Genomic DNA, 22,718 nt, shown 5'->3' with positions numbered 1-22,718 from the left:
TATATTGGTAGCCACTAGTCTGATCGAAGTTGGTCTGGATGTACCAAACGCCAGTGTCATTATTATTGAAGCGGCTGAGCGCTACGGCCTAGCTACACTACATCAGTTGCGGGGGCGGGTCGGCCGCTCAGACCAGCAGTCCTACTGCTACCTATTTAGTAGTGACGATTCGGCTGGGTCGGCTCGACTGGCAGCTATGGAGCGAACCAACGATGGTTTTCGGTTAGCTCAAATTGATATAGAACTGCGTGGTGCTGGCCAAATTTATGGGCTCAAACAACATGGTCGCATCGATCTTCGGTTCGCCGATTTGGGGGATGCCAAACTAGTGGCTTTGGTTCGCCAGGCCGCCGAGGCCTTTGCGGCGGACCCCGTAAAAATGGTAGAATCAAAGCGAGCAGTAGCGCGTATTAATCAGCTCAAAGAGGTTACTTCGCTCGACTAAAATATGTACGCAGGGTTCATCACACCGAAACATTCAATTAAACGGCTGGGTATCCACCAGCGCTTGGACGTGGCTGCTCATCGCATGGTTAGCCATTATTTGGCTCCGGGTAGCTTCCCTTTGGTGAAACAAATTTTAAATTTTGAAGGTCAGAACGGTCCAGATGGCCTCAAAGTTAAATCGCCTGGGGCGGCTGATCCAGACCATTTTTATAACCCCATAACCGATACCGGAGAGCTGCCTGAGCACATTAAAAACCACTATGATCTGCTGGTTGAGGCCTTAAGCGATCGCGACATGGTCCGGAGCGGTTTTGAAGCCAGTTGGCTAGCCCACTATGTAGTTGATGGCTTAACGCCAGCTCACCATGAACTGCTCGGCGAGGCTATTAGCGAAATTCAAGGTGGACCGGCGCCCCTCAAAGGTAAGCTAAAGTACATTGCCAGCGGCAAGGGCTCAATCAAAAAAAACTGGGCGGTCTGGGGCGGTAAGGGCATTATTTCGATGCATCATAACTTCGAACTGGGGATCGCCTCGGTCCTAGTTGGTCGTCCGATCAGAACTAAACTGGATGCGGCCAAACTGGCCCACGCCCGGCAGGTTGGCTATATGGCTTTTTTTAAAGAAGAGTCTAAGTCCGTGGCCCAGCTTGATCTCTACTCTCAGTTTAAAAAAAGTGGCTGGACGGCTAATATGGCAGCGAGCATCAAAAAAGAAATCATACCTAGAGCTGCCCAAGCCGTAGCCATTATTTGGTTGTTAGCCTATTTAGAGGCTGGTTTTAATCAAGCTAAAAAAGTGGCCGTAGCTACCGCGGTCTAGATGAAAATCACCGGTGGAGAGCTCAGGGGGAGGGGATACAAGGCGCCCAGGACTAGCGCTGTACGGCCAATGACTGAAAAAGAGCGCTCGGCTCTCTTTGATATTCTCGGCCCGATCGAGGGTGCCCATCTGCTTGATGCCTATGCCGGGAGCGGTGGGTTGGGTCTTGAGGCACTCAGTCGCGGGGCCGCTGATGTAGTCGGCATTGAAGTCAGTCGCGTCGCCGCAGCTACTATTCATGATAACCTTAAGGTCTTGGGATTAACCCATAAGTATCGGCTTGAGCAGATGCGGGTTGAAGATTGGGTGGGCCCCAAAACTTATTTTGACGTTATTCTTGCGGCACCGCCCTTTGCCGTTATTAGCCAAACAGCCCTCGAACACTTAACTAGCAGTTTGGCCGATTCTGGTGTCATGGTAGTATCACATACTAGCCAGATAGAACCGCTTGCGTTAAAATCCTTGGAGCTGGTTAAGTCCAAGCGCTATGGTAATGCGGCCCTATCCTTCTATAAACCAGCTAATTAATTTGCTACGAAGCGCCAAACCAAGCAAAGCTGTTTGGGGCTTCGAGAGGAGAAACTGGGCGTAGGCTGGAGCAAGTGATGGTACTTGCCTAAGCCGAAGCACAGTTTGGACGAGGGCGAGTGGTGAAATTGGTATACACGCTAGCCTTAGGAGCTAGTGGGGGAAACCCCGTGGAGGTTCGAGCCCTCTCTCGCCCACCAAAATAATTGACAGTCCTAAGCATTACCACTAATATCATTCAAGATGTGGATCGATAAGACAAATTCTATTCAGCTGCGAAATTAAACCGCCTACGGGCGGTTTTTCTTTGCGCTGACCCATCGGACCTTAAAAGGGGTAACGTGACAGCCACGCTGACTCGCACAAGCACGCAGCCCTGGAGGGCAAGGATCGTCCTGACACTTCCAGTCAATTACTCAACCGAGCCAAGTTTCTGGCCATTAGCTGAAAACCCAATCTTTTGTGGCCGTGACGCCACCTTCGACTGGCAATACCGGCTCTTGGTCGTTGGGTGTAGCACAAACGGGGCATCGACATTCAAGGAGGCCTCGACAGATGCCAAGGCGATGAGCGAACAGATCCTCGCCATCCTGGGTCTTCCAAAAGACTGCCTGACCCTCTGCAAGGCCGAAAGCCAGTTCCCGCCAGCCATGACTGCCAAGCCCGTCGGTTTTACAATCGTCCCCGGGAGTAAAGTAAGGTGGGCGGAAGGCAGTCTCAACAGAGCGCATCATCCCAAAACCTTATTAGGCGACGGTCCTTTCGAGGTTGCGTCATTGTCGACTCAGGCCTTTCTCGACAATGGCTACCACTTGTTCAAGCTTAATTGGGTAACTATCCGCTTGCCGTCAGAGTGGCCACCGCTTTTGCCGATTTGTTTCGAAGGCCAAAACCGCCCAGCCGTTCTTTCGGTTGAATGGTTCGAGCCCGCATAGGTCTCTAGGTAATTTCTGAGGGCTGAATCCTACAAGTGGTCAGGACTTATTAACAGTCTTGACATCATGGGCGGATGGGCGTAATTTCGCTTTAAGCACACCTTGTGCAGCAACTACCATTCAAACCGAAGTTAGGGGTTGAGTATGGTCGCAACTCATGCAGCACCGGTCGAGGCCGAGCCAGTCGGGGTCTGTCCGAACTGCGGAGCTAGAGGGGGGCTTCTGGTTCCCTTGAGTAAGTGTGCCAGCTTCTGTACTACCTGCGACGCCCCAGTGCTGAACAGCGAGCTCTGCGACCCTAGCTCGATGGCCACACCGGAGCGCATACATCTCGACCAAGCCCGGGGAAGTGAGCAGTGAACGTCGAAGACACACATCGCTGCGATGAGCACAGGGAGCTCGTTGATGAACACGGGCGATGCCCTCGCGGTTGCGGGGAAGTGCTAGTTACCTTCGTCGACACCGAGAAGGGTCAAGAGGGCACCAAGAGACTCGTTTTCGCCGGGAGCTAATCCGCGGTTGAGTCGCGGCTGAGGGGGTTCAGGCTGAGGCCGAACCGACGGACATCACGGCCGACATCTTGCAGATGCGGCCTGAGCCCCCTCGGACACAAATTTGGGATTCTGGGTGTTTCGCCCGGAGTCCCTTTCTGTTATCATATGTGCTCATGAAAACCACTATCAAGAAAAAGACCGATTCCCATGTGACTTTTACTGTCCAGATGGACGAGCAGTCTTTATCACCAATTGTTACGACAACTTACAATAAACTACGGGCGCCGCTCAAGGTGGCCGGTTTTCGCCCTGGTAAAGCCCCGGATTCAATAGTTGAGCGTGAACTTGGTTCATCCGTTGTTCAAAGCGAGGTGCTGGATGCTGCTACTAGCCACTCCTACGCCCATGCCGTGCGCGAACACGAGTTGCCTGTAATCGCTAGCCCCGAAGTTAAATTAACCAAGTTTGTGCCCTATACGGAACTCGAATACGAAGCTACCGCCGAGATTCTACCACCGATCAAATTAGCCGATTATAAACACTTAACAGTTGACCGCCCCAAGATTGAGATCTCGCCAGCTGAAGTCGATCAAGTTATTAGCGATTTAAGCAAACGGGTTGCTAAACGGGTTGATGCTAACCGAGCCGCGCAAGATGGCGACGAAGTTGTCATCGACTTTCGTGGCACCAAAGATGGCCAAGAAATTCCCGGGGCCAAAGCCACAAACTATCCCCTAATTCTAGGGTCAAACTCGTTTATCCCTGGTTTCGAAGCCGAACTAGTCGGATTAAAATCGGGAGATAACAAAACCTTTGATATTGCCTTCCCTAAAGATTATGGCCAAACTGAGCTAGCTGGGCAAAAGGTCCAATTTGAGGTCAAAGTCCACCGCGTGGTCGAAGTTGTGCCGCCAGAATTAAACGATGCCTTTGCCAAAGAGGCTGGTCCGTATAAAAATCTTACAGAATTAAAGGCCTCAATTGAAAAAACCATCCTAGAGCAAAAGGACCAGGAGGCCGCTCAAGCCTACGAAAATGCTCTGTTAGTTGAGTTACTTAAGAAATCTAGCTTGCAAGTGCCCCAGCGGCTGGTTGAATCTCAAGCCGAGCGGATCAACCAGGAACTAGAAGATAACTTGACTCAACGGAAGCTGACGCGCGATCAATATCTGAGCTCCCAAGGCCTAACGGCTGAGAGTTTGGCTAAACAGATTAGCGATGAGGCCAAACGTCGGGTCGAGATGGCTCTGGTTTTGACCGAAGTGGCCAAGGCCGAGCATATTACCGTGACCGATGCCGAGATTGAAGCCGAAATCGATCGGATGAAGCAACAATACCAAGACGCCGAGATGCGCCGTGAGCTGGATCGGCCAGAAACCCACGAGGAAATCTTTAATCATTTGATGGCTCAGCGGACCATCGCTACAATTAAGAAGTACAACGAGGAGCCATAATGCAAACCAATGCCTCAATTTTAATCCCAACTGTTATCGAAAAAACCAGCCTGGGCGAGCGCGCCTACGACATCTATTCACGCTTACTCAAAGACCGCATCATCTTCTTGGGCACCGAAATCGATGAAACGGTGGCCAATGCCGTTATCGCTCAAATGCTCTTTTTGGAGGGCGAAGACCCCAAAAAAGACATTATGCTCTACATCAATAGCCCCGGCGGCAGCGTCTATTCTGGTATGGCCATGCTGGACGTCATGAATTACGTTAAATGTGATGTTTCGACCGTGGTGGTGGGAATGGCTATGAGTATGGCAGCCGTCTTGCTCAGCGCTGGTGCCAAAGGCAAGCGTTTTGCCCTGCCCAACGCCAAAATCATGATCCACCAGGGCCAAGCTGGCTCACAAGGCGCTCCAGCCGACGTTGAAATTGCCGCTCGCGAAATTATCTCCATGCGCAAAAAGCTCGATGAAGTGCTGTCTAAAAACACCGGCAAACCCCTTGCTCAAGTCACCAAAGACACCGATCGCGACTATTACATGACGGCCGAAGAAGCCAAAAAATACGGCGTCGTCGATCAAATCATAGCCCGGAATAAATAGCCGCTAGTCATCGCGGGAGTCGGGTGGCGCGGCAATCTTTTTGTTGTCCTCAAACCAACTTCCTGTTAACATCAACCCATCCTGGGTAGGAGAACGCAGCCTAACCGATGGTTTTTGAGACCTAGGTGATGGCGAAGAGCAATTTGACAGTGCCTAGTCGATGGCGAGGAGCCTAGACGATGGAGGAGACATGTACGACTGGATTGTTGACCGACTGGAAAACGGCGCGTTAATAATGCGAATGACCGTGTATGTAGATGGGCGGAGGTCAGCTGCCTCCATCGATCTTGTGACCGCTAGTGCTCAATGCGTCAATTACGGGTGGGTAACGATGGCTACAAGACCTTTCATGCCCGCCAAACTCATGCACCTCGGTTTTGACCCACGGATGACATTCATGGAAGCCGTTAGCAGATATCCACTGGGGTTTGAGCGGTATGGCTTTACTAATGATGCCGAGACCGTATGCACACTCAGCCCGGTTACGCCCAAGGATGGGCGGATTCGTGACATTGATGTCATGAATCCGCTGGCCACACAGCATTTGGCCAGATTCCATGGGATGTTGGTGCAGCTCCTTGGAAAAGCCAGGGATGGAGTCAACCCAGAATCCAGAGATCAAGTGGAGAGAAGCGACGAGATCGGTGTTCTACGGTCGATTGACCATCGGCTGGGGGCGATGATCGATAGATCAACCGACAAGGTCGCGAAATTGGTTAAGCGCATGGCCTAGACTGCAATAGGCGTCTCCTACCCAGGCGCCCACTTTTTAATGTCATTCCGAACTAGTTTCGTAATCAATCTTAAAACAAGTTAAGCATGAAGTGGAAATAAACTGTAAAAAAAGTGTTGACACTTCTGACACAATCGGTCAGAATTGGATTCAAGAGGATGCTTAAATTACGCAACAAGAGGGCATGTCAACACCCTCATGTTTTATGTGTTTAGAAAAACCTTCTTTTTAGCAGTGCACTAAAAATTAAGGAGTAGCCCCACTTGGCCAAAACAACTGGCGCCCGCGAATACCTCGCTAGCCACGAGGAGATTTTAGAGCTCCCGAATTTAATCGATATTCAAACCCAGTCGTTTGAATGGTTTATAACAGAGGGAATCACCGAACTGTTTGCCGAAATTAGTCCAATTGATGACTTTACCGGCAAAGCTTTTGCGTTGTCTTTTAAAGACTTCCACTTCGAGGAACCCAAATACGACGAGCAAACCGCCAAAACCAAAAATACTTCGTTCGAAAAACCGCTCAAAGCCACTGTTGAGTTACTAAATAAAGAAACCGGCGAAAAAAAGCAGCAAGAAGTCTTTTTGGGCGACTACCCTTGGATGACCGACCGCGGCACTTTTATTATCAACGGTGTCGAGCGGGTGGTGGTTAGCCAGCTAGTGCGCTCACCCGGGGTTTTCTTTACTAGCGATATTTCTAGCGGTATTGAGCTCTTTGGCGCCAAAGTCATCCCTAGCCGCGGAGCCTGGCTGGAATTGGATACGGCTACCAGCGGTGTGATTTCAGTTAAAATCGACCGCAAGCGCAAAATTCCGGTCACAACCCTACTCAAAGCCTTTGGTTACGATAGCGATGCTGAAATTAAAAAACTGTTTAGCGATGTCGATACTGGCGAAGTGCCCTACATTCAAACCACCCTTGATAAAGATCCAGCTACTGGCATGAGCGAGGCGTTGATGGAAGTTTATCGGCGTATTCGCCCAGGCGATTTGGCGACGGTCGAAAATTCCAAGAGTTTGATCGAGAGCATGTTTTTTGACTTCAAACGCTATGATTTCAGTAAGGTTGGCCGCTATAAAGTTAATAAGCGCTTGGGTCTAAAAATCGCCAACGTCAACGAAAACCGCATGCTGCGGCGAGAAGATTTGGTTGAGATCTTGCGCGAAATTATTCGCCTCAACAACGGTTCTGGCCGCCCAGACGACATTGATAACTTGGCTAACCGGCGGTTGAAAATGGTCGGTGAACTAATCCAAGGTAAATTCCGCATTGGGCTGTTGCGCATGGAGCGTATCGTTAAAGACCGCATGAGCGTCTACGATCCAGAAACCGTCACACCTGGTCAGCTAATCAACGTGCGACCAATTGTGGCCAGTGTCCGCGAATTCTTTGCGAGCTCGCAACTGTCACAATTTATGGATCAAGTAAATCCGCTAGCCGAAATCGCCCATAAACGCCGCCTAAATGCTCTAGGACCGGGCGGACTATCCCGCGAACGAGCTGGTTTTGAGGTCCGCGATGTCCACAGAACTCACTACGGCCGGATGTGTCCGATTGAAACACCGGAGGGCCCAAACATCGGTTTGGTGTTGAATCTAGCTAGTTACGCCAAAATTAATGAATACGGCTTTATTGAGACTCCCTACCGTGTAGTCATCAACGAAGTGCCGGTGGCCAAAGCGGCTGGGCACATCGCCAGAACCACTATCAAAGACGACAAGGGCAACCTAATCTGTAAGCCAGGGGACGCCATCACCGAGGCCATGACCAAGAAAATTGCTAAACTCGGTAAAGACACCATGCCGGTTAAAGCTAAAGCTACTAGTAAGATCGTCAACCTGGATGCGGCTGACGAGCGCTTAGCGGTTATTACTGAGGCCAATACCGCCCTTGATAGTAAGGGTTACTTTAGAGACTCTCGCGTCTCAGTCCGCCGAGCCGGTGAAGCCGAAGAGGAGAGTTCGGACAGCGTTGAATACATGGATGTTTCCAGTAAGCAGATCGTTAGCGTCTCGGCCGCGCTGATTCCATTTTTAGAGCACGATTATGCTCGCCGAGCCTTGATGGGCGCCAACATGCAGAAGCAAGCCGTGGCGCTGGTTAATCCGCAGGCTCCAGTGGTTGGTACCGGCATTGAGGGCGTGGTAGCCAGAGATTCCGGTCAGGTGGTGGTAGCCGAAGATGATGGTGTGGTCGAAAGTGCCACCGCTAATGCCGTTAGCGTGCGCTACAAAGGCAAAAAGTCGCAAGCCTATGAATTAACTAACTTTGTTAGAAGCAATCAGGGTACTAGCATTCATCAACGGACTGTTGTGTCGGCAGGCCAAAAGGTCAAAAAAGACGATGTCTTAATCGATGGCATGAGTACCGATAATGGTGAGTTGGCCTTGGGCCAAAACGTACTTGTTGCCTTCATGCACTGGGGCGGCTATAACTTCGAAGACGCTATCGTGATTTCGCAAAACCTAGTCAAGGGCGATCGCTACACTTCAATCCACATCGAAAATTACCCGATTGATGTTCGTGATACCAAATTAGGGCCAGAAGTGGTCACCCGCGATATCGCTAACGTTTCCGAAGAAAGCCTGAAGGATCTCGACGAAGGTGGAGTTGTCCGCATCGGGGCCGAAGTGACGGCTGGCGATATCCTGGTTGGTAAAATTACGCCCAAGGGCGAGCAAGAACTCTCCAGCGAAGAAAAGCTGCTCCGAGCCATCTTTGGCGAAAAGGCTAGAGACGTTAAAGACACTAGCCTGCGCATGCCTAATGGCGAGCGCGGCAAGGTAGTTGGCGTTAAAATTTTCTCCCGTGAGCAAGGCGATGAATTACCACCCGGCGTGATTATGCAGTTGCAAGTCTCAGTGGCCCAAATGCGCAAAGTTTCGGTTGGCGATAAAATGGCTGGTCGGCACGGCAATAAGGGTGTGATTGCTAGAATTCTGCCGGCTGAAGACATGCCATATATGGAAGACGGTCGCCCAGTTGATATTATTTTGAACCCGCTGGGAGTAGGTGCTCGTATGAACATTGGCCAAATCTTTGAAACCCACTTGGGTTGGGCTGCTCAAACCTTGGGCTACAAGGTTGCCAGTCCCGTTTTTGAAGGTGTTTCGATTGATAAAATTAAATCTGAGCTCAAAAGGGCTGGTCTGCCTGAAGACGGTAAGGCTCAGCTCTTCGATGGTCGCACCGGTGAACCATTCCAAGAGCGCACTACCGTTGGTTACAAATACATGCTGAAACTAACCCACATGGTCGATGATAAAATCCATGCTCGCTCAACCGGCCCTTACGCCATGGTGACACAGCAACCTCTGGGTGGTAAGGCTCAGATGGGTGGTCAACGCTTTGGTGAGATGGAAGTCTGGGCGCTAGAGGCTTACGGTGCCGCCCATAGCTTGCAAGAAATCCTAACCATTAAATCCGACGACGTGGTCGGTCGCAGTAAGGCCTACGAATCAATCATCAAAAACGAATTGATCCGCGGTCCGCGAATTCCCGAATCGTTTAACGTGCTAGTTAAAGAGCTCCAAAGTCTTGGTTTAGGCGTGGAATTGGTCCGCTCAAGCATTGGCGAAGTCGATGCCGAAGAATTGATTTCTAGCCAACTAGATGCCGAAGTTGACGAACTGGGTAGCGAGCACCTAATGCAGGGCGATGAAGTTGGCGATATGCCCTTGGTCAATCTAACGGCTGGAGCCGAGGACGAGTTTGAGGCCATGGACGATACGGCCAAGGTAGCCGATGTAGCAACCGATAATGATACTGCAGCTGAAATGGAGGCGCTCTAATGGACCAATTAATTGATCAGCCAGCTTCAGAATTTGAAGCCGTCAAACTGTCACTAGCCTCACCCGATCAAATACTGGATTGGTCGCATGGCGAAGTTACTAAACCCGAGACGATTAACTATCGTACCCAAAAACCAGAGAAAGACGGCTTGTTCTGCGAGCGGATCTTTGGCCCAACCAAGGATTGGGAATGTTATTGCGGTAAGTATAAGCGGATCAGATATAAGGACGTCATCTGTGATAAATGTGGCGTTCGGGTTACCCGCAGCATTGTCCGCCGCGAACGTATGGGCCACATTGGCCTAGCGGTGCCAGTGACTCACATTTGGTTCTTGCGCGGCACTCCATCGAGCATTGGTTTGGTGCTCAATATGAGCATTCGCGATCTCGAAAGAGTGGTGTACTTTGCCAACTACGTGGTGACTGAGGTTAATGACCAAAAGCGTAGTGAGGCTTTGGCCGAGCTAGAATCTAATTACAAAACCAAACTTGCCGATATCAAGAAAGACTACCAAGCCAAGAGTAAGGCGGCCGATAGCGATGTTGCGACTGTAGCGGCTGATCAAACTCGGGAGATCGAAGAGTTAGAGGTTAATTATCTAGCTGCCAAAGTCGAAATCGAAACTCTCGAGGAGCTCCAGCTCTTACCTGAGAGCAAATACCGCGATCTAAACCTCAAATACGGTGACGTCTTTCGGGCCGATATTGGCGCCGAGGCCGTGCGCAACTTACTGGCCTCCATTAATGTTGATGATTTAATTGCCAAGTTGAAAGCCGAGAGTAACGATAGCCAGGGTGCTAAGAAGAAGAAGGCCTTAAAGCGGCTCAAGATGCTCGAAGGCATGAAGGGTGCCGGTTTGAGCCCAGAATGGATGATTATGACTCAGCTGCCGGTTATTCCACCCGATTTACGCCCCATGGTGCAGCTAGCTGGTGGCCGTTTTGCCGCGAGCGACCTAAACGACCTCTATCGCCGAGTCATCAACCGTAATAATCGCTTGAAGCGATTAATCGAATTAGATGCCCCCGAAGTCATTAAGCGCAACGAAAAGCGCATGCTCCAAGAAGCCGTTGATGCTTTAATCGATAACAACGCTCGCCGGGAGCGCGCCGTTAGCTCAACTGGGACCAGGCGCAAACTCAAAAGTCTCTCCGACATGCTCAAAGGCAAGCAGGGCCGCTTCCGCCAAAACCTCCTGGGTAAGCGCGTCGACTACAGCGGACGCAGCGTCATCATTGCCGGCCCCGGGCTTAAGCTCTATCAATGTGGCCTGCCCAAGATGATGGCTCTAGAGCTCTTTAAACCGTTCGTCATTAGCCGCTTGATCGAGCAAGACTTTGCTCACAACGTTAAATCAGCCAGTCGCATGATTGAACGTGGTCGCACCGAAGTTTGGGATACGCTCGAAGAAATCATTGCCGATAAGTACGTATTACTAAACCGTGCCCCGACCCTGCACCGCCTGGGTATTCAAGCCTTCCAACCGAAATTAATCGAGGGCAAAGCGATTCAGCTGCATCCCTTAGTCTGTACGGCTTTTAACGCCGACTTCGACGGCGACCAAATGGCGGTGCACGTACCACTTTCGAGCGCCGCTCAAACCGAGGCTCGCGAAATCATGTTGGCCACTAAAAACCTGCTTAAACCAGCCGATGGCGCACCGGTTATTAACCCGACTCAGGATATGATTTTGGGCTGTTATTTCCTAACTTTGGAACGTCAAGGTCAGGATAAGCCAAAGATTTTTGCCCACATGAACGAAGCCATCTACGCCCATGAATCTGGCCTAGTAAAGCTCCAGGACAGCATTAAGGTGCCTATCGAAGGTGCCATTATCCAAACCACCGTTGGCCGTTTGATCTTTAATGAAGTGTTGCCAGCTGACTTTGGATTTGTGAATGAGGCCCTAGCCAAGAAAGTTTTGCACCGAGTTGTAGCCGAGGTTTTTGCTCGCTATGGGGCTCCAACCACAGCCTTGGTTGTCGATGAAATCAAAGATCTTGGTTTCCGACATGCCACTCTATCGGGATTTTCAATCGGGATCGATGATTTCATCATACCCGATAACAAACAAGAACTTCTAGATGATGGCGAAAACCGGGTGGCTGAAGTTAGTAAGCAATATTCACTTGGTTTAATCACTGACGATGAACGATACTTGCGTACCATCGACGTCTGGAAGGAAGTTAACGCTAGCATTACCTCCAGCCTCGAGGCTCACCTGATGTCCGAAGCCAATAACTCCAGTGCCAGTTTGATCATTGGCTCAGCCGCTCGCGGTGACTTAAGCCAGCTCAATCAAATTGCCGGCATGCTAGGTCTTGTAGCCGATCCGTCTGGTCGAACCATTGAGCTGCCAATTAAGAGTAATTACAAAGAAGGCTTTTCGGTCCTGGAATACTTCAACTCGACCCACGGTGCTAGAAAAGGTCTAACTGACACGGCTCTAAAAACGGCTGAATCTGGCTACTTAACCAGACGTTTAGTTGACGTATCGCAAGATGTCATCATTACCGAAGCCGATTGTGGCGATAAAGAGGGCAGCATCTTGAGCAGGCGCGAGTCTGAAACGATTGGCGAAGACTTTGCCTACCGCTTGGCCGGTCGAGTGGCGGCTGAAACGGTCAAGATCGATAAAGAGACCTTGGTTAAAACCTCTCAGTTGATCGGTGATGATACCGCTAAGGCCCTTGATGCCTCTGGCGTTGAGGCCGTTCGCGTTAGAAGCGTACTGAAATGTAAGACTTTCTGGGGTATCTGCCAAAAATGTTACGGGGTTGATTTGGCTCGGGGCGGGCTAGTGGCCTTGGGTGAACCCGTTGGCGTTATTGCGGCTCAATCAATCGGCGAACCGGGCACACAGCTCACCATGAAGACCTTCCACCGTGGTGGTGTGGCTGGCGAAGATATTACCTCTGGTTTGCCTCGAGTCGAAGAGATTTTTGAAGCTAGAAACCCCAAGGGTCAAGCGGTGCTGGCTGAAATTGACGGCGTAGTCACAATCAAAGAAACTGCCGGTAAAAACCTAATCAAAATCACCCCGGCCGATATCAAGGTCCGTGAATATGAACTAGACGGGCGCATCCCGGCTATCAAGTCCGGCGTTAAAGTTGCCGTTGGCGATGTCCTAGCAGCCGATAAAGACGGCAAGCACGCTCTAAAAGTTAAAGCCGGCGGCACTGCTCAAGTTACCAAGAAATCCATTAAAGTTTCCGAAACGACTGGTGTTGAGCGCGAATATAGTGTCCCTAGCTATCAAGATCTCGAAGTTCAAAGTGGCGATGTGGTAGCAGTTGGTCAGCGAATGACCGAGGGTTCGATCAACTTGCAGGAAATGCTCAAACTCCAAGGCGAACTCTCGGTCCAGCGCTATATCGTAGCCGAAATCCAATCAATCTATGCTTCTCAAGGCCAGCCAATTTCCGATAAACACATCGAAGTCATCATTCGCCAAATGTTCTCTCGGGTCCAGGTGCTGGAGCCGGGCGATAGCCTGTTCGTGACTGGCGATATCGTTAGCAAAATGGCGGTGGTGGAGGAAAATCAGGATCTGGTGGCGGCCAGTAAGGAGCCAGCGACCTACGAGCAACTCTTACTCTCAATTACCAAAATATCGACCTCGTCTGATTCGTTCTTGAGTGCGGCTAGCTTCCAAGACACTACTAGGGTGCTAATCGGTGCGGCCATTCGGGGTAAAGTTGATAAACTGCGAGGCCTGAAGGAAAACGTCATTATCGGGCGCCTAATCCCGGTTGGTACAGGCTTCAATCCCCAAGCGCTAGAAGACGTGCCAAAGGCCGAAAAGAAGTTGACCAAGAAGGTTAAAGCTGCTTAAATAAAGCCCTATCATGCCAACTATCAACCAACTCATCCGAAAACCCCGCAAAGCCAAGCAGCGCAAAAGTAAAACGCCAGCTCTGGGCCGGGTTTATAATGCCCTAAAAGGTAACAGTTACAATTCGCCGTCACCTTTCAAGCGCGGCGTCTGCTTAAAAGTCTCAACGGCCACCCCGCGTAAGCCGAACTCGGCTCTGCGTAAAATTGCTCGGGTGCGACTGACCAACGGCATGGAAGTAACCGCCTACATCCCTGGCATCGGTCATAACTTGCAAGAACACTCAGTGGTTTTAGTGGCTGGCGGCGGTCCCAAAGATCTGCCCGGTGTGCGCTATCATGTGGTTCGCGGCACCCTGGATGCCGCTGGAGTGGCCAATCGCAAGCAAGGCCGCAGCCAATACGGCACCAAAAAGGCGGCTAGCTAATGCCGCGTAAAAAGACCAAGTCGTTCAAGCGCACATTGGATCCAGATATTCGCTATCAAAACGTTTTGGTGACCAAAATGGTTAATAAAGTTATGCACGATGGCAAAAAACGCCTGGCCGAAAGATTAGTTTACAACGCCTTTGATGAAATCGCCGCCAAAACCAAAAACGATCCAGTCGAAGTCTTTGAAACGGCCGTTAAAAATGTTTCACCAGTCCTGCAAGTTAAAGCCAAACGCATCGGCGGCGCCACTTATCAGGTGCCAGTTGAGGTTAAAGGTGATCGTAAAACTCACCTAGCGCTAACTTGGATTCTAACTTCAGCTCGAGCTAAAACCGGTAAGTCGTTTGATAAGTTACTAGCCGAAGAGCTGATGAATGCCTATAACAATACCGGTGATGCCGTTAAGAAACGCGAAGATACTCACAAAATGGCCGAGGCCAACCGCGCCTTTGCCCACTTTGCTCGTTATTAATAATTGACTCAAAAGTTTAAGAGCCGCCCTACCTCAGGCGGCTCTGTTTGTTTGGCTCAGCCAAACGTCTAATTAGTTTGGGCTGAAAGTCGGTTGTTCGGAGCATGTAATACATCGAGAACCAATCACACCATTGTTCCTCAGCAACATAATGCTCGTCGTGACAGCCAGAGTTGTAGCGAATCTTTTTTGACTCAAGCTTCGGCCCCCATCTGAAGAAGAAGGTGTGGCCTAGTTCGTGCCCGATCGTAAAACGATGAACCATTTCCCAGACCTGTTCGTCTGCTAAGTCATGTTGGCCCAGACTAGCAAGTATGCGGGGTGTCACGTTAGTGTTGACTGTGATGGCAAAGCCACCACCATTAAGACCGACGAGCAAGGCCTGAATCCCACCAGCCCAGGTGGTGTGCCTGAGGCGAAAACCGAGCTTTGAGGGCAGCTTAAGCATATCGATGCCGTTTGTACGCTTAGCAACTAGTTCAGCCAGCTCACGAGCCTTGGCCTTTGGCGGGGCGCAGCAGAAGTGATCATGTGGCCAGACCTCGTTATAGAACTCTTGGGCATTAGACATCGGGCTGGTCAACTAAACTACGCATGAACTTTCGCCCTCTGGAACTCAGGCAATAGCCTTCCATAGTTTGCCCCACCAAACCCTCTTGAATCAGGCAATCAAGCGTATCGCCATACCCTCTGGCGTCATGGTAGCCCAATTTGATGGTTACGGCATCGAGGGTCTCGCGCATAGTCAAAGGTATCTCAGAGGCATTCAGACACTCAAGGATTGTTCGGCGGACTCGAGCCGGACTCGGTTCAGTCTTTTTGCCTTTTGTCACAGTCCCTCCAGTGGCTACGCATCTGATGTTTGGTCCTCAGTCATAGCAGCAAAAGCGATTTTGGCATCATTGCAAATGGACCTGGCATTCCCAACTGCCCAGGAATCAGCCCGGCCTTCAACCGCATCACTGATTTTGAGGTTTCCCACACCGGGATAACCCTTGCGGAATCGCTTCCAGAAAGCATCAGCTACCCGCTTCTCGGTGGGGTTTAAGGCCAAATACAGGCCTCGTCGCCGAGTTTCATCGAGCAGGCGCTGCTTTCGCTCTTCCTCGTGTCTGCGGTACTTAGCTTGGATTTGCTGGTCAGTGGCCCTCGGCCCAATGTCTGAACATGCGCTGCAACTGCGCCAGTAGCTGCCATGCCGGCAGGTTTCGTCCGGGCCGTAAACGCCTGCGTAGCTCATTACTCTCCTTCCAGCACAACGCCAAACATTTGGTTGACTCGCCTGAGTTTCCCACTGGCGTAAGAGCCCCGATCATCGTAGAAGCCAGCTTCGGTCTGGATACTCAAGCGTACCTCTTCATTTGGATCAATTTTTGAAAGCTCTTGGATTAACTCTCGGACTGTCATTGGGGGTACCTCCTCCCGCAGCCAGTGCAAAACTGACCGCCAAGGCGCTGGTGACGATCAGCCTTGGGACAGTGCTGGCTGCACGGCTGCTCAAGCTGACAGTCGTCGCATGAGTTAGCCGTAAGCACATCCATCTGGTGTTGCAGCCAATTTACGCTTCTGACATCTTGTAAACTACCCTCTATTCGGTTCTCCCATCCACACGAGCAGACCTCATAGAACTTACGGACCTGTCGATCCTGGCCGCCGTACCCCGGGGCCCAATCGTCGCGCGATTGAACACTCCGCACATGATCACTTAACTTACTCGCGAGCCCCATGAATACTCCTTATTGTCAAAGAACACTTGCACTATAGTCCTGAGTCAAATATCAAATCTAGTCTATAAATCCTGAGTCAAAAATTATTGACTCAAACTACTCAACAGGTTAGATTTAAGTTATGCATAAATTACAAGAACACATCCTGAGTGTCTTAATAATGCACCCGACAGTTCGCTACTCCGAGCTCAAGCCCAAGGACGTTGAGAGTAACTTGTTTATGTATCACTTGAAACAATTGAGCGATCAAGGGTTAGTGGCTAAGGTGACGGGTGGATATTCGCTGACGGCGGCGGGCAAAGTCTACGCCGATCGGTTGAGCTTAAAGACCTTTCAGCCAAGATTACAACCTCGGATCGTGACATTGATAATGTTAAAGAATGATCAGGGCCAATATTTACTCTATCGTCGCTTGCGCCAACCGCTCATCAACATGGTTGGCTTCCCCTACGGCAAGGTCCATGTGGGCGAGGCGGTGTTAGAAGCAGCTACCCGCGAACTCAAAGAAAAAACTGGGCTCGCAGCTGAACTCAGTCACCGTGGTGACGGTTATATTACAATGTCGCAAAACGGCGAAAACGTTAGCCAAGTACTGTTTCACGCCTTCTTAGGAGCGAACGCCAGTGGCACTTTAATCAAAAAATCTAAAGTCGGTGAAGCCTTTTGGGCTGATCCCAAGGAGGTGCCCGGTTGGGAATTGATGCCTTCGGTCTTGGATTTAATTGAGGCTGCTGGGAGCACTGGGCGTTTCTTTTGCGAACTAAATTATCAACTCGAATCGGCCTAGGTCGCCTAGTGTGCTACATTAAGTAAGTCTGATTAATGGAGTTAGCTTGTGAAGGTTGGAAAATCAGGTGAGCGCTATCTAATTCGCTTAGAACCAGGCGATGAAATTATTGAAACGCTGCAAAAGTGGTGCCGCACTCAAGGCATCGTTAATGCATCTATTGAGGGCATTGGCTCGGTCGAAAACCCAACTCTGGCCCACTACCGCCGTGACACCAAGAAGTTCAGCGAAAAACAGCTGAGGGGTATTTTTGAAGTTGTGAGTCTAAGCGGCAATGTCGGATTAGTTGATGGTGACGAGCCGCTGGTCCACCTGCACGCCACTCTTTCCAACGAAGATATGCAGGCCCTGGGCGGCCACGTTGTTGAGGCAGTTTGCTCAGCCACGGGCGAACTGGTGCTGACGCCACTCTCAACCGCTTTTCGTAAAAATTATAACGAGGACATTGGCCTAAAAGTCTGGGATTTCGACGTCTAAGACTGGGTCCGCCTTGACCAGTTTCAAACCTGAGTGCTAAGCTTGGGCCCTGACACCAGATCGCACAACCAGTGAGGTGGCGCGCGTGTTTGTTAGTACCCTGACAACTGTGACAGACGAAGTTCTAGCCGAAATCGCAGCCGAAAAGGTCTTGCGCAGAACATCAGAGGTCTTTTTGATCTTCGGGATGGGCAGCCAGTTTGATCATTTGATCCTGCAAGCCATATCGGCGCTGGGCGTCTTTGCGATTGTGGCCGACCCGGCTAGCGTCACAGCCGACGACGTTAAGCTGGTTGACCCAATTGGAATCATCCTCTCAGGTGGTCCGGCCTCGGCCGTAACTGACCCGCCGCCGTTCGATCAGCAGATCTTTGATCTCGGCATTCCCATCCTGGGGATTTGCTTGGGTTTCCAAATGTGGGCCCAGCACATCGGTGCCCACATCGTACCCGGCCACGAGTACGGCCAGCACATCTTGATGAGAATCGGGGAGTGCGTTTTGCTCGAGGGGCTGCCGGACGCTTCGATGGTGCTGGAAAGCCACGGCGAATGTGTTCTGCCAGGTTCGACTGCGATAACTCACGCCGAAACCACCAAGGCGGCGGTGGCGGTGGCCAGTGCCGGGCACCTGTGGGGCGTCCAGTTCCACCCGGAAGTCCCCGACACCGATTATGGCCAGCGAATTTTCGAGAACTTTTGCTTTAAAATTAGCGGGGCTAAGGACGTCTTCCCGGCTGAAGACGTGGCCGCGGTCAAAGTCGCCGAACTCAAGCGCGAGATCGGGACGGGCAAAGTGCTGCTAGCACTATCGGGTGGGTCGGATTCAGCGGTCGCCGGCTATCTGCTCAAAGCGGCCGTGCCTGGGCAAATCAAAGGCGTCTACATCAAAGGCGTAGATAGGCCGGATGATGAAGCTCATGTGCTTGATTTCTTTGGCCACCAACCATGGCTGGAGCTCGAAATCATCGATGCCAAGGACTTGTTTGTTGTGGCCTTAGCAGGCATTGAGGGTATGCCAGATAAAAGGGTGGCAGTTCGGGGCGTTTACAAAGAGGTTTTGGAAACCGCCGCTCGCGCCTACGGCGCTAACTTCATTGCCCAAGGCACGCTCTACACCGACCTGAGCGAAAGTGGCTTGGGGCATACCAGCGGCGTAGCCAAAGCTCAAATCAAGCAGCATCACAACACCAACTTGGACTTCTACCTGCCAGAACTTATTCCGTTGGCCGATCAAGTCAAAGACACCGCCCGCAACATTGGCCGCCAATTGGGGGTGCCAAAAGCGCTGCTGACCCGCCATCCCTTCCCAGGGCCAGGCCTGGTGGTTCGCATCGAAGGCGAAATCACAGCCGAAAAACTAGCTATGGCCCGCCAGTCCGATGCCATCTTCATCAGCGAGCTCCACGCCACCGGTTTGTACCAGGAAGTCTGGCAGGCCGGCACTGTCGTTACCCAATCAATTACAACAACTACCAAGGGTGATGGCAGTGGGTCGGGGCCGGTCCTGGCACTTTGGGCGGTTACGAGCACTAAAGGCTTCACGGCTCGAGCCGCCGAGCTGCCCTGGGATTTCATGAGGGCAGTTATGAAACGAATCATCAATGAAGTCGTTGGTGTCGGTAGTGTCGTCTACCGCATTTCTGACAAGCCTCCTAGCACCATCGAATGGGGGTAAAGAAATTGGGCCCCGTGCGATGCACGGGGCCCTTAAACTAATAAATGAATACGACCCCGGTTGTTAAACCGAGGTCGGGGAGTGGACGGGGGAGGCATGAGTGTCGGGAACAAACGCCTCAACCCCGCCCACAGCTGGTGGCTAAGCGCCGATGGGGGGGGGCGGGTGGAGGAGGCGCCGATCGGTCGAATTACCGGTGCCTCACCCCACCCGCCGAGCTTGTGGCTAAGCGCTGGTTGCGGAGCGCTCAGCCAGAGCTTTGTTGATGTCTAGGACACCGAAGAAAGCCGCGATTTCCTCTAGTTTCAGTGGTGAGAATCCCCGTTCTTGTAACCACTGCAGTTCGTCCGCTTCCGGGACGTCGTAGATCAGATCGATGATGGTGTCTACGCCTGAAGGCATCGCAATTGTGTAGACACTATCGACCGTTGCAACTGGTCCATCAAAGAAATCTGCAAGCACGAGGATGACTGACTCACCCTGTCGTGGTACGGGCTTTCTGAAGTCATATTCAGGTTCTCGTACCCAAAGTGTGTTGATTTCGTTGCGGCCACTTGGATCCGGTCCACCAAACACAGCGTACACCAAACGCGTCATCAGAAACCTCTCTCTCCTCGAGTTCGAACTGGCCTAGTCTAGCCAGATGGGGTGTTGTGTCCAGGGGTCGGCGGCGAGCCGTTCCTGACTTTCCAGCCAGTCCAAGTCAAATTCCAAGTCGAGCTGGAAGGCGTGGAGAATGGAGCAAGGCTCGCATCGGCCGTCCTCGGCCAGGTAGTCCTCCGTTCCGCAATCAGTGCAGGGTTGAACTTCTTCGTGCTTGAGGTGGATGATACCTCTGATCGGCACGGAAATCCTCATGGTGGTTTCCCCTCCCAAAGAACATTGAAAAGAACTGCTCAATATATTGCTATTATAATTAGAATATGTCAATAGATAACAGCCTTGAATCAAAGATTCATTTAGGGTATAGTATTTCGGTTGCCCGTAGGCATTTTAATTTGACCAATCCCGTACAATAGAAAGACGGGATTTGTCATCCTGAACTTGTTTCAGGATCAAATCACAAGATTCCCAATCAGAAGCGGCATAGCCTTTCTGTTGAGAATGACGACAGGAACCATGGCTAGAGAATATTCACTCGAACAAACCCGAAACATTGGCATCATTGCCCACATCGACGCCGGTAAAACCACTGTTACCGAACGCGTCCTTTTCTATACTGGCCGAACCCACAAAATCGGTGAGGTTCACGAGGGGGAGGCCACTATGGACTGGATGGAGCAGGAGCGCGAGCGCGGCATTACCATTACCAGTGCTGCTACCACCTGTTTTTGGGACGATCACCGCATCAACATTATCGACACTCCCGGCCATGTTGATTTCACGGTCGAAGTTGAGCGATCTCTGCGGGTGCTGGATGGTGGGGTAACGGTCTTTGATGGTGTGGCTGGAGTAGAGCCGCAGTCCGAGACGGTTTGGCGCCAGGCTGATAAATACAATGTGCCTAGAATTTGCTTTGTTAATAAAATGGATCGCACCGGAGCTGATTTTTACGCTGACCTTAAAAGCATTTGGGATCGACTGAATAAAAACGCCGTGGCCGTGCAATTGCCGATTGGGGCGGAAACAAACTTTCAGGGCCTGATTGATTTGATTAGTCTCAAGGCCATCGTTTATAAAGACGAAATCGGCAAAGTCTTTGAAGAAAACGAGATTCCAGAGGATATGCGGGCCAAAGCCGATGAATATCGCGCTACCATGGTGGAGCGCATCGCCGAGACCGATGAGGCGCTGACCGAAAAGTTCCTTAATGGCGAAGACATTTCGGCGCCAGAACTTGTGGCCGCTTTGCGAGCCGCCGTTATTTCCAACCAGCTCTATCCGGTGCTGTGCGGCTCGGCCCTCAAGAACAAAGGCGTTCAGCAGCTGCTTGATGCTGTTAACGCTTACTTGCCTAGTCCGCTGGATGTTCCAGCCATCAAAGGTGAGGATCCTAAAACCGGCGATGAAATAGAGCGCTCACCCAGCGACGGTGAACCGTTTGCGGCTCTAGCCTTCAAAATCGCGACTGATCCCTTTGTGGGTAAGCTGGCCTTCTTTCGGGTTTATTCTGGCAGCCTCAAATCCGGCTCTTATGTACTGAATGCTAGCACCGGTCAAAAAGAACGCATCGGCCGGATTTTGCGCATGCACGCTAACTCTCGCGAGGAAGTGGCCGAGGTCTATTCGGGCGAAATCGCTGCCGCCGTTGGCCTGAAATCTACCACTACCGGCAACACCCTGTGTGATCCGGCTCATCCGATTGTGCTCGAATCAATAACCTTCCCAGAGCCGGTTATTTCCATTGCTATTGAGCCCAAAACTAAGGCTGATCAAGAAAAGATGAGCCTGGCTTTGCAGAGATTAGCCGAAGAGGATCCAACTTTCCGCGTTCGCAGCGATGACGAAACTGGCCAAACCCTGATTGCCGGCATGGGCGAACTCCACCTGGATATCATCGTTGACCGTATGCGCCGCGAATTCAAAGTCGAAGCTAATGTTGGCAAGCCTCAAGTGGCTTACCGCGAAACTATCAAGAAAACGGCTGAGGTTGAAGGCAAATACGTTCGCCAAAGTGGTGGTCGCGGTCAGTACGGCCACGTTTGGCTGGAGCTCTCACCGCAGGAACCTGGTGCCGGTTTTGAATTCGAAAACGCCATCGTCGGTGGCGTCATTCCGCGCGAATACATAACTCCGGTCGAAAACGGTATTAAAGAAGCCATGAATAACGGTGTGCTGGCCGGCTATCCGGTGGTTGATATTAAGGCCAAGCTCTACGATGGCTCGTATCACGAGGTTGACTCCAGCGAAATGGCTTTTAAAATCGCGGGATCCATGGCCTTGCAAGAGGGCGTGCGCCGGGCCGACCCGATTATTTTGGAACCGGTCATGAAAGTTGAGGTTATCACACCCGAAGAGTTTATGGGTGATGTGATTGGTGATCTTAACTCCAAACGGGGCCGCATTGAGCAAATGGATGATCGCACTGGCGGAATTAAGGTGGTTGATGCCTTTGTGCCACTGGCCGAAATGTTTGGCTATACCACCACGCTGCGCTCGATGACCCAAGGCCGGGCTTCCAGTTCAATGGAATTTGATCATTACGAAGAGGTGCCGCGAAACGTGGCCGATGAAATTATCGGCAAACACGCCGCCGGTAAAACAGGTAGTTAATAATCTAATTTCTCTCCCAGCCCATTTTTTATGTAAGCTCTCTCTTCTTACTCCCATTACGACTACTAACTATGTCGATACAAAAAAATTGGTGGGGTGTGTTTCTTTTCTAGATCATCTAGAGAAGATTGCTCATGGGTATACTCCCACTATCTTTTCCTTCGCAATCTGCTGTATTGGAAAGATAATATGGTCGTTCGGCCTAAGCAAACTGTCTCCCCAAGGTTATAAGACCTTTTAGAGCCTAATTATCTAGCCAGTTTGAGAGGCCGAACGACAAAGACGCAGGGCAGAGG

The 22,718-nt window shown here is 51.1% G+C and carries 19 protein-coding genes, 1 tRNA gene and 1 pseudogene; 16 read left to right on the top strand and 5 right to left on the bottom strand.

What is annotated here, in order from left to right; translation table 11 throughout:
* The 12 genes and pseudogenes from VLE72_03465 to rpsG all read left to right on the top strand — a co-directional run.
* The coding region (locus VLE72_03465) for a helicase-related protein (GenBank protein HSX14933.1) at positions 1–445 on the top strand (445 nt) is incomplete at its 5' end.
* Positions 446–448: 3 nt separating this feature from the next.
* On the top strand, positions 449–1,267 hold the full coding sequence (locus tag VLE72_03460; protein ID HSX14932.1) for a hypothetical protein: 819 nt from the start codon (positions 449–451) through the stop codon (positions 1,265–1,267).
* The gene (gene rsmD / locus VLE72_03455; GenBank protein ID HSX14931.1) at positions 1,268–1,795 is read left to right on the top strand and encodes a 16S rRNA (guanine(966)-N(2))-methyltransferase RsmD; all 528 of its coding nucleotides are present in this window, start codon (positions 1,268–1,270) and stop codon (positions 1,793–1,795) included. It abuts the gene before it with no gap.
* Between the two features lie 113 nt (positions 1,796–1,908).
* Positions 1,909–1,995, top strand: a tRNA-Leu gene (locus VLE72_03450).
* A 366-nt stretch (positions 1,996–2,361) separates the two neighbouring features.
* Positions 2,362–2,730, top strand: coding sequence for a hypothetical protein (locus VLE72_03445; GenBank protein ID HSX14930.1), 369 nt, complete (start codon positions 2,362–2,364; stop codon positions 2,728–2,730).
* A 667-nt stretch (positions 2,731–3,397) separates the two neighbouring features.
* Positions 3,398–4,678, top strand: coding sequence for a trigger factor (gene tig, locus VLE72_03440; GenBank protein HSX14929.1), 1,281 nt, complete (start codon positions 3,398–3,400; stop codon positions 4,676–4,678).
* Complete coding sequence (locus tag VLE72_03435) at positions 4,678–5,277, top strand: ATP-dependent Clp protease proteolytic subunit (GenBank protein ID HSX14928.1); 600 nt, start codon at positions 4,678–4,680, stop codon at positions 5,275–5,277. Before tig ends, VLE72_03435 begins: the two co-directional genes overlap by 1 nt.
* A 190-nt stretch (positions 5,278–5,467) precedes the next feature.
* Positions 5,468–6,010, top strand: coding sequence for a hypothetical protein (locus VLE72_03430; protein HSX14927.1), 543 nt, complete (start codon positions 5,468–5,470; stop codon positions 6,008–6,010).
* Positions 6,011–6,273: 263 nt separating this feature from the next.
* Positions 6,274–9,804: a DNA-directed RNA polymerase subunit beta gene (locus VLE72_03425; GenBank protein HSX14926.1), complete on the top strand. Its 3,531-nt coding sequence runs from the start codon at positions 6,274–6,276 to the stop codon at positions 9,802–9,804.
* Positions 9,804–13,286 (top strand): annotated as a pseudogene (gene rpoC, locus VLE72_03420) (DNA-directed RNA polymerase subunit beta'). Before VLE72_03425 ends, rpoC begins: the two are co-directional and overlap by 1 nt.
* A 367-nt stretch (positions 13,287–13,653) precedes the next feature.
* Complete coding sequence (rpsL, locus tag VLE72_03415) at positions 13,654–14,067, top strand: 30S ribosomal protein S12 (GenBank protein ID HSX14925.1); 414 nt, start codon at positions 13,654–13,656, stop codon at positions 14,065–14,067.
* A complete protein-coding gene (gene rpsG / locus VLE72_03410; GenBank protein HSX14924.1) occupies positions 14,067–14,543 on the top strand; it encodes a 30S ribosomal protein S7 in 477 nt (158 codons plus the stop codon). Before rpsL ends, rpsG begins: the two co-directional genes overlap by 1 nt.
* A gap of 28 nt (positions 14,544–14,571) precedes the next feature.
* On the opposite strand, the gene VLE72_03405 is transcribed toward rpsG, so the two are convergent.
* The 4 genes from VLE72_03405 to VLE72_03390 form a co-directional block, all read right to left on the bottom strand.
* Positions 14,572–15,114: a hypothetical protein gene (locus VLE72_03405; GenBank protein HSX14923.1), complete on the bottom strand. Its 543-nt coding sequence runs from the start codon at positions 15,112–15,114 to the stop codon at positions 14,572–14,574.
* Positions 15,107–15,286 (bottom strand): hypothetical protein, encoded by a 180-nt coding sequence (locus VLE72_03400; GenBank protein HSX14922.1) that lies wholly within the window; start codon positions 15,284–15,286, stop codon positions 15,107–15,109. Before VLE72_03400 ends, VLE72_03405 begins: the two co-directional genes overlap by 8 nt.
* A 104-nt stretch (positions 15,287–15,390) precedes the next feature.
* The gene (locus VLE72_03395; protein ID HSX14921.1) at positions 15,391–15,783 is read right to left on the bottom strand and encodes a hypothetical protein; all 393 of its coding nucleotides are present in this window, start codon (positions 15,781–15,783) and stop codon (positions 15,391–15,393) included.
* Positions 15,783–15,950, bottom strand: coding sequence for a hypothetical protein (locus VLE72_03390; GenBank protein HSX14920.1), 168 nt, complete (start codon positions 15,948–15,950; stop codon positions 15,783–15,785). The genes VLE72_03395 and VLE72_03390 overlap by 1 nt, the downstream gene beginning before the upstream one ends.
* A gap of 441 nt (positions 15,951–16,391) precedes the next feature.
* Between VLE72_03390 and VLE72_03385 the strand changes: the two genes are divergently transcribed.
* The 3 genes from VLE72_03385 (at position 16,392) to VLE72_03375 (ending at position 19,209) form a co-directional block, all read left to right on the top strand.
* Positions 16,392–17,057, top strand: coding sequence for an NUDIX domain-containing protein (locus tag VLE72_03385; protein HSX14919.1), 666 nt, complete (start codon positions 16,392–16,394; stop codon positions 17,055–17,057).
* Positions 17,058–17,105: 48 nt separating this feature from the next.
* A complete protein-coding gene (locus tag VLE72_03380) occupies positions 17,106–17,534 on the top strand; it encodes a PPC domain-containing DNA-binding protein (protein HSX14918.1) in 429 nt (142 codons plus the stop codon).
* Positions 17,535–17,619: 85 nt separating this feature from the next.
* Positions 17,620–19,209 (top strand): hypothetical protein, encoded by a 1,590-nt coding sequence (locus VLE72_03375; protein HSX14917.1) that lies wholly within the window; start codon positions 17,620–17,622, stop codon positions 19,207–19,209.
* A 225-nt stretch (positions 19,210–19,434) separates the two neighbouring features.
* Here the strand turns inward: VLE72_03375 and VLE72_03370 are convergent, their stop codons facing one another.
* The gene (locus VLE72_03370; GenBank protein HSX14916.1) at positions 19,435–19,806 is read right to left on the bottom strand and encodes a hypothetical protein; all 372 of its coding nucleotides are present in this window, start codon (positions 19,804–19,806) and stop codon (positions 19,435–19,437) included.
* A gap of 522 nt (positions 19,807–20,328) precedes the next feature.
* Between VLE72_03370 and fusA the strand changes: the two genes are divergently transcribed.
* Positions 20,329–22,422, top strand: a complete 2,094-nt coding sequence (gene fusA, locus VLE72_03365; GenBank protein HSX14915.1) for an elongation factor G — start codon at positions 20,329–20,331, stop codon at positions 22,420–22,422.
* Positions 22,423–22,718 lie beyond the last annotated feature (296 nt).

The sequence above is a fragment of the Candidatus Saccharimonadales bacterium genome (assembly GCA_035480635.1).
Classification (GTDB): Bacteria; Patescibacteriota; Saccharimonadia; order UBA4664; family DATIHN01; genus DATIHN01.
Note: the sequence above shows the minus strand (reverse complement) of the source record. Positions and strands in the feature narration are given on the sequence as shown.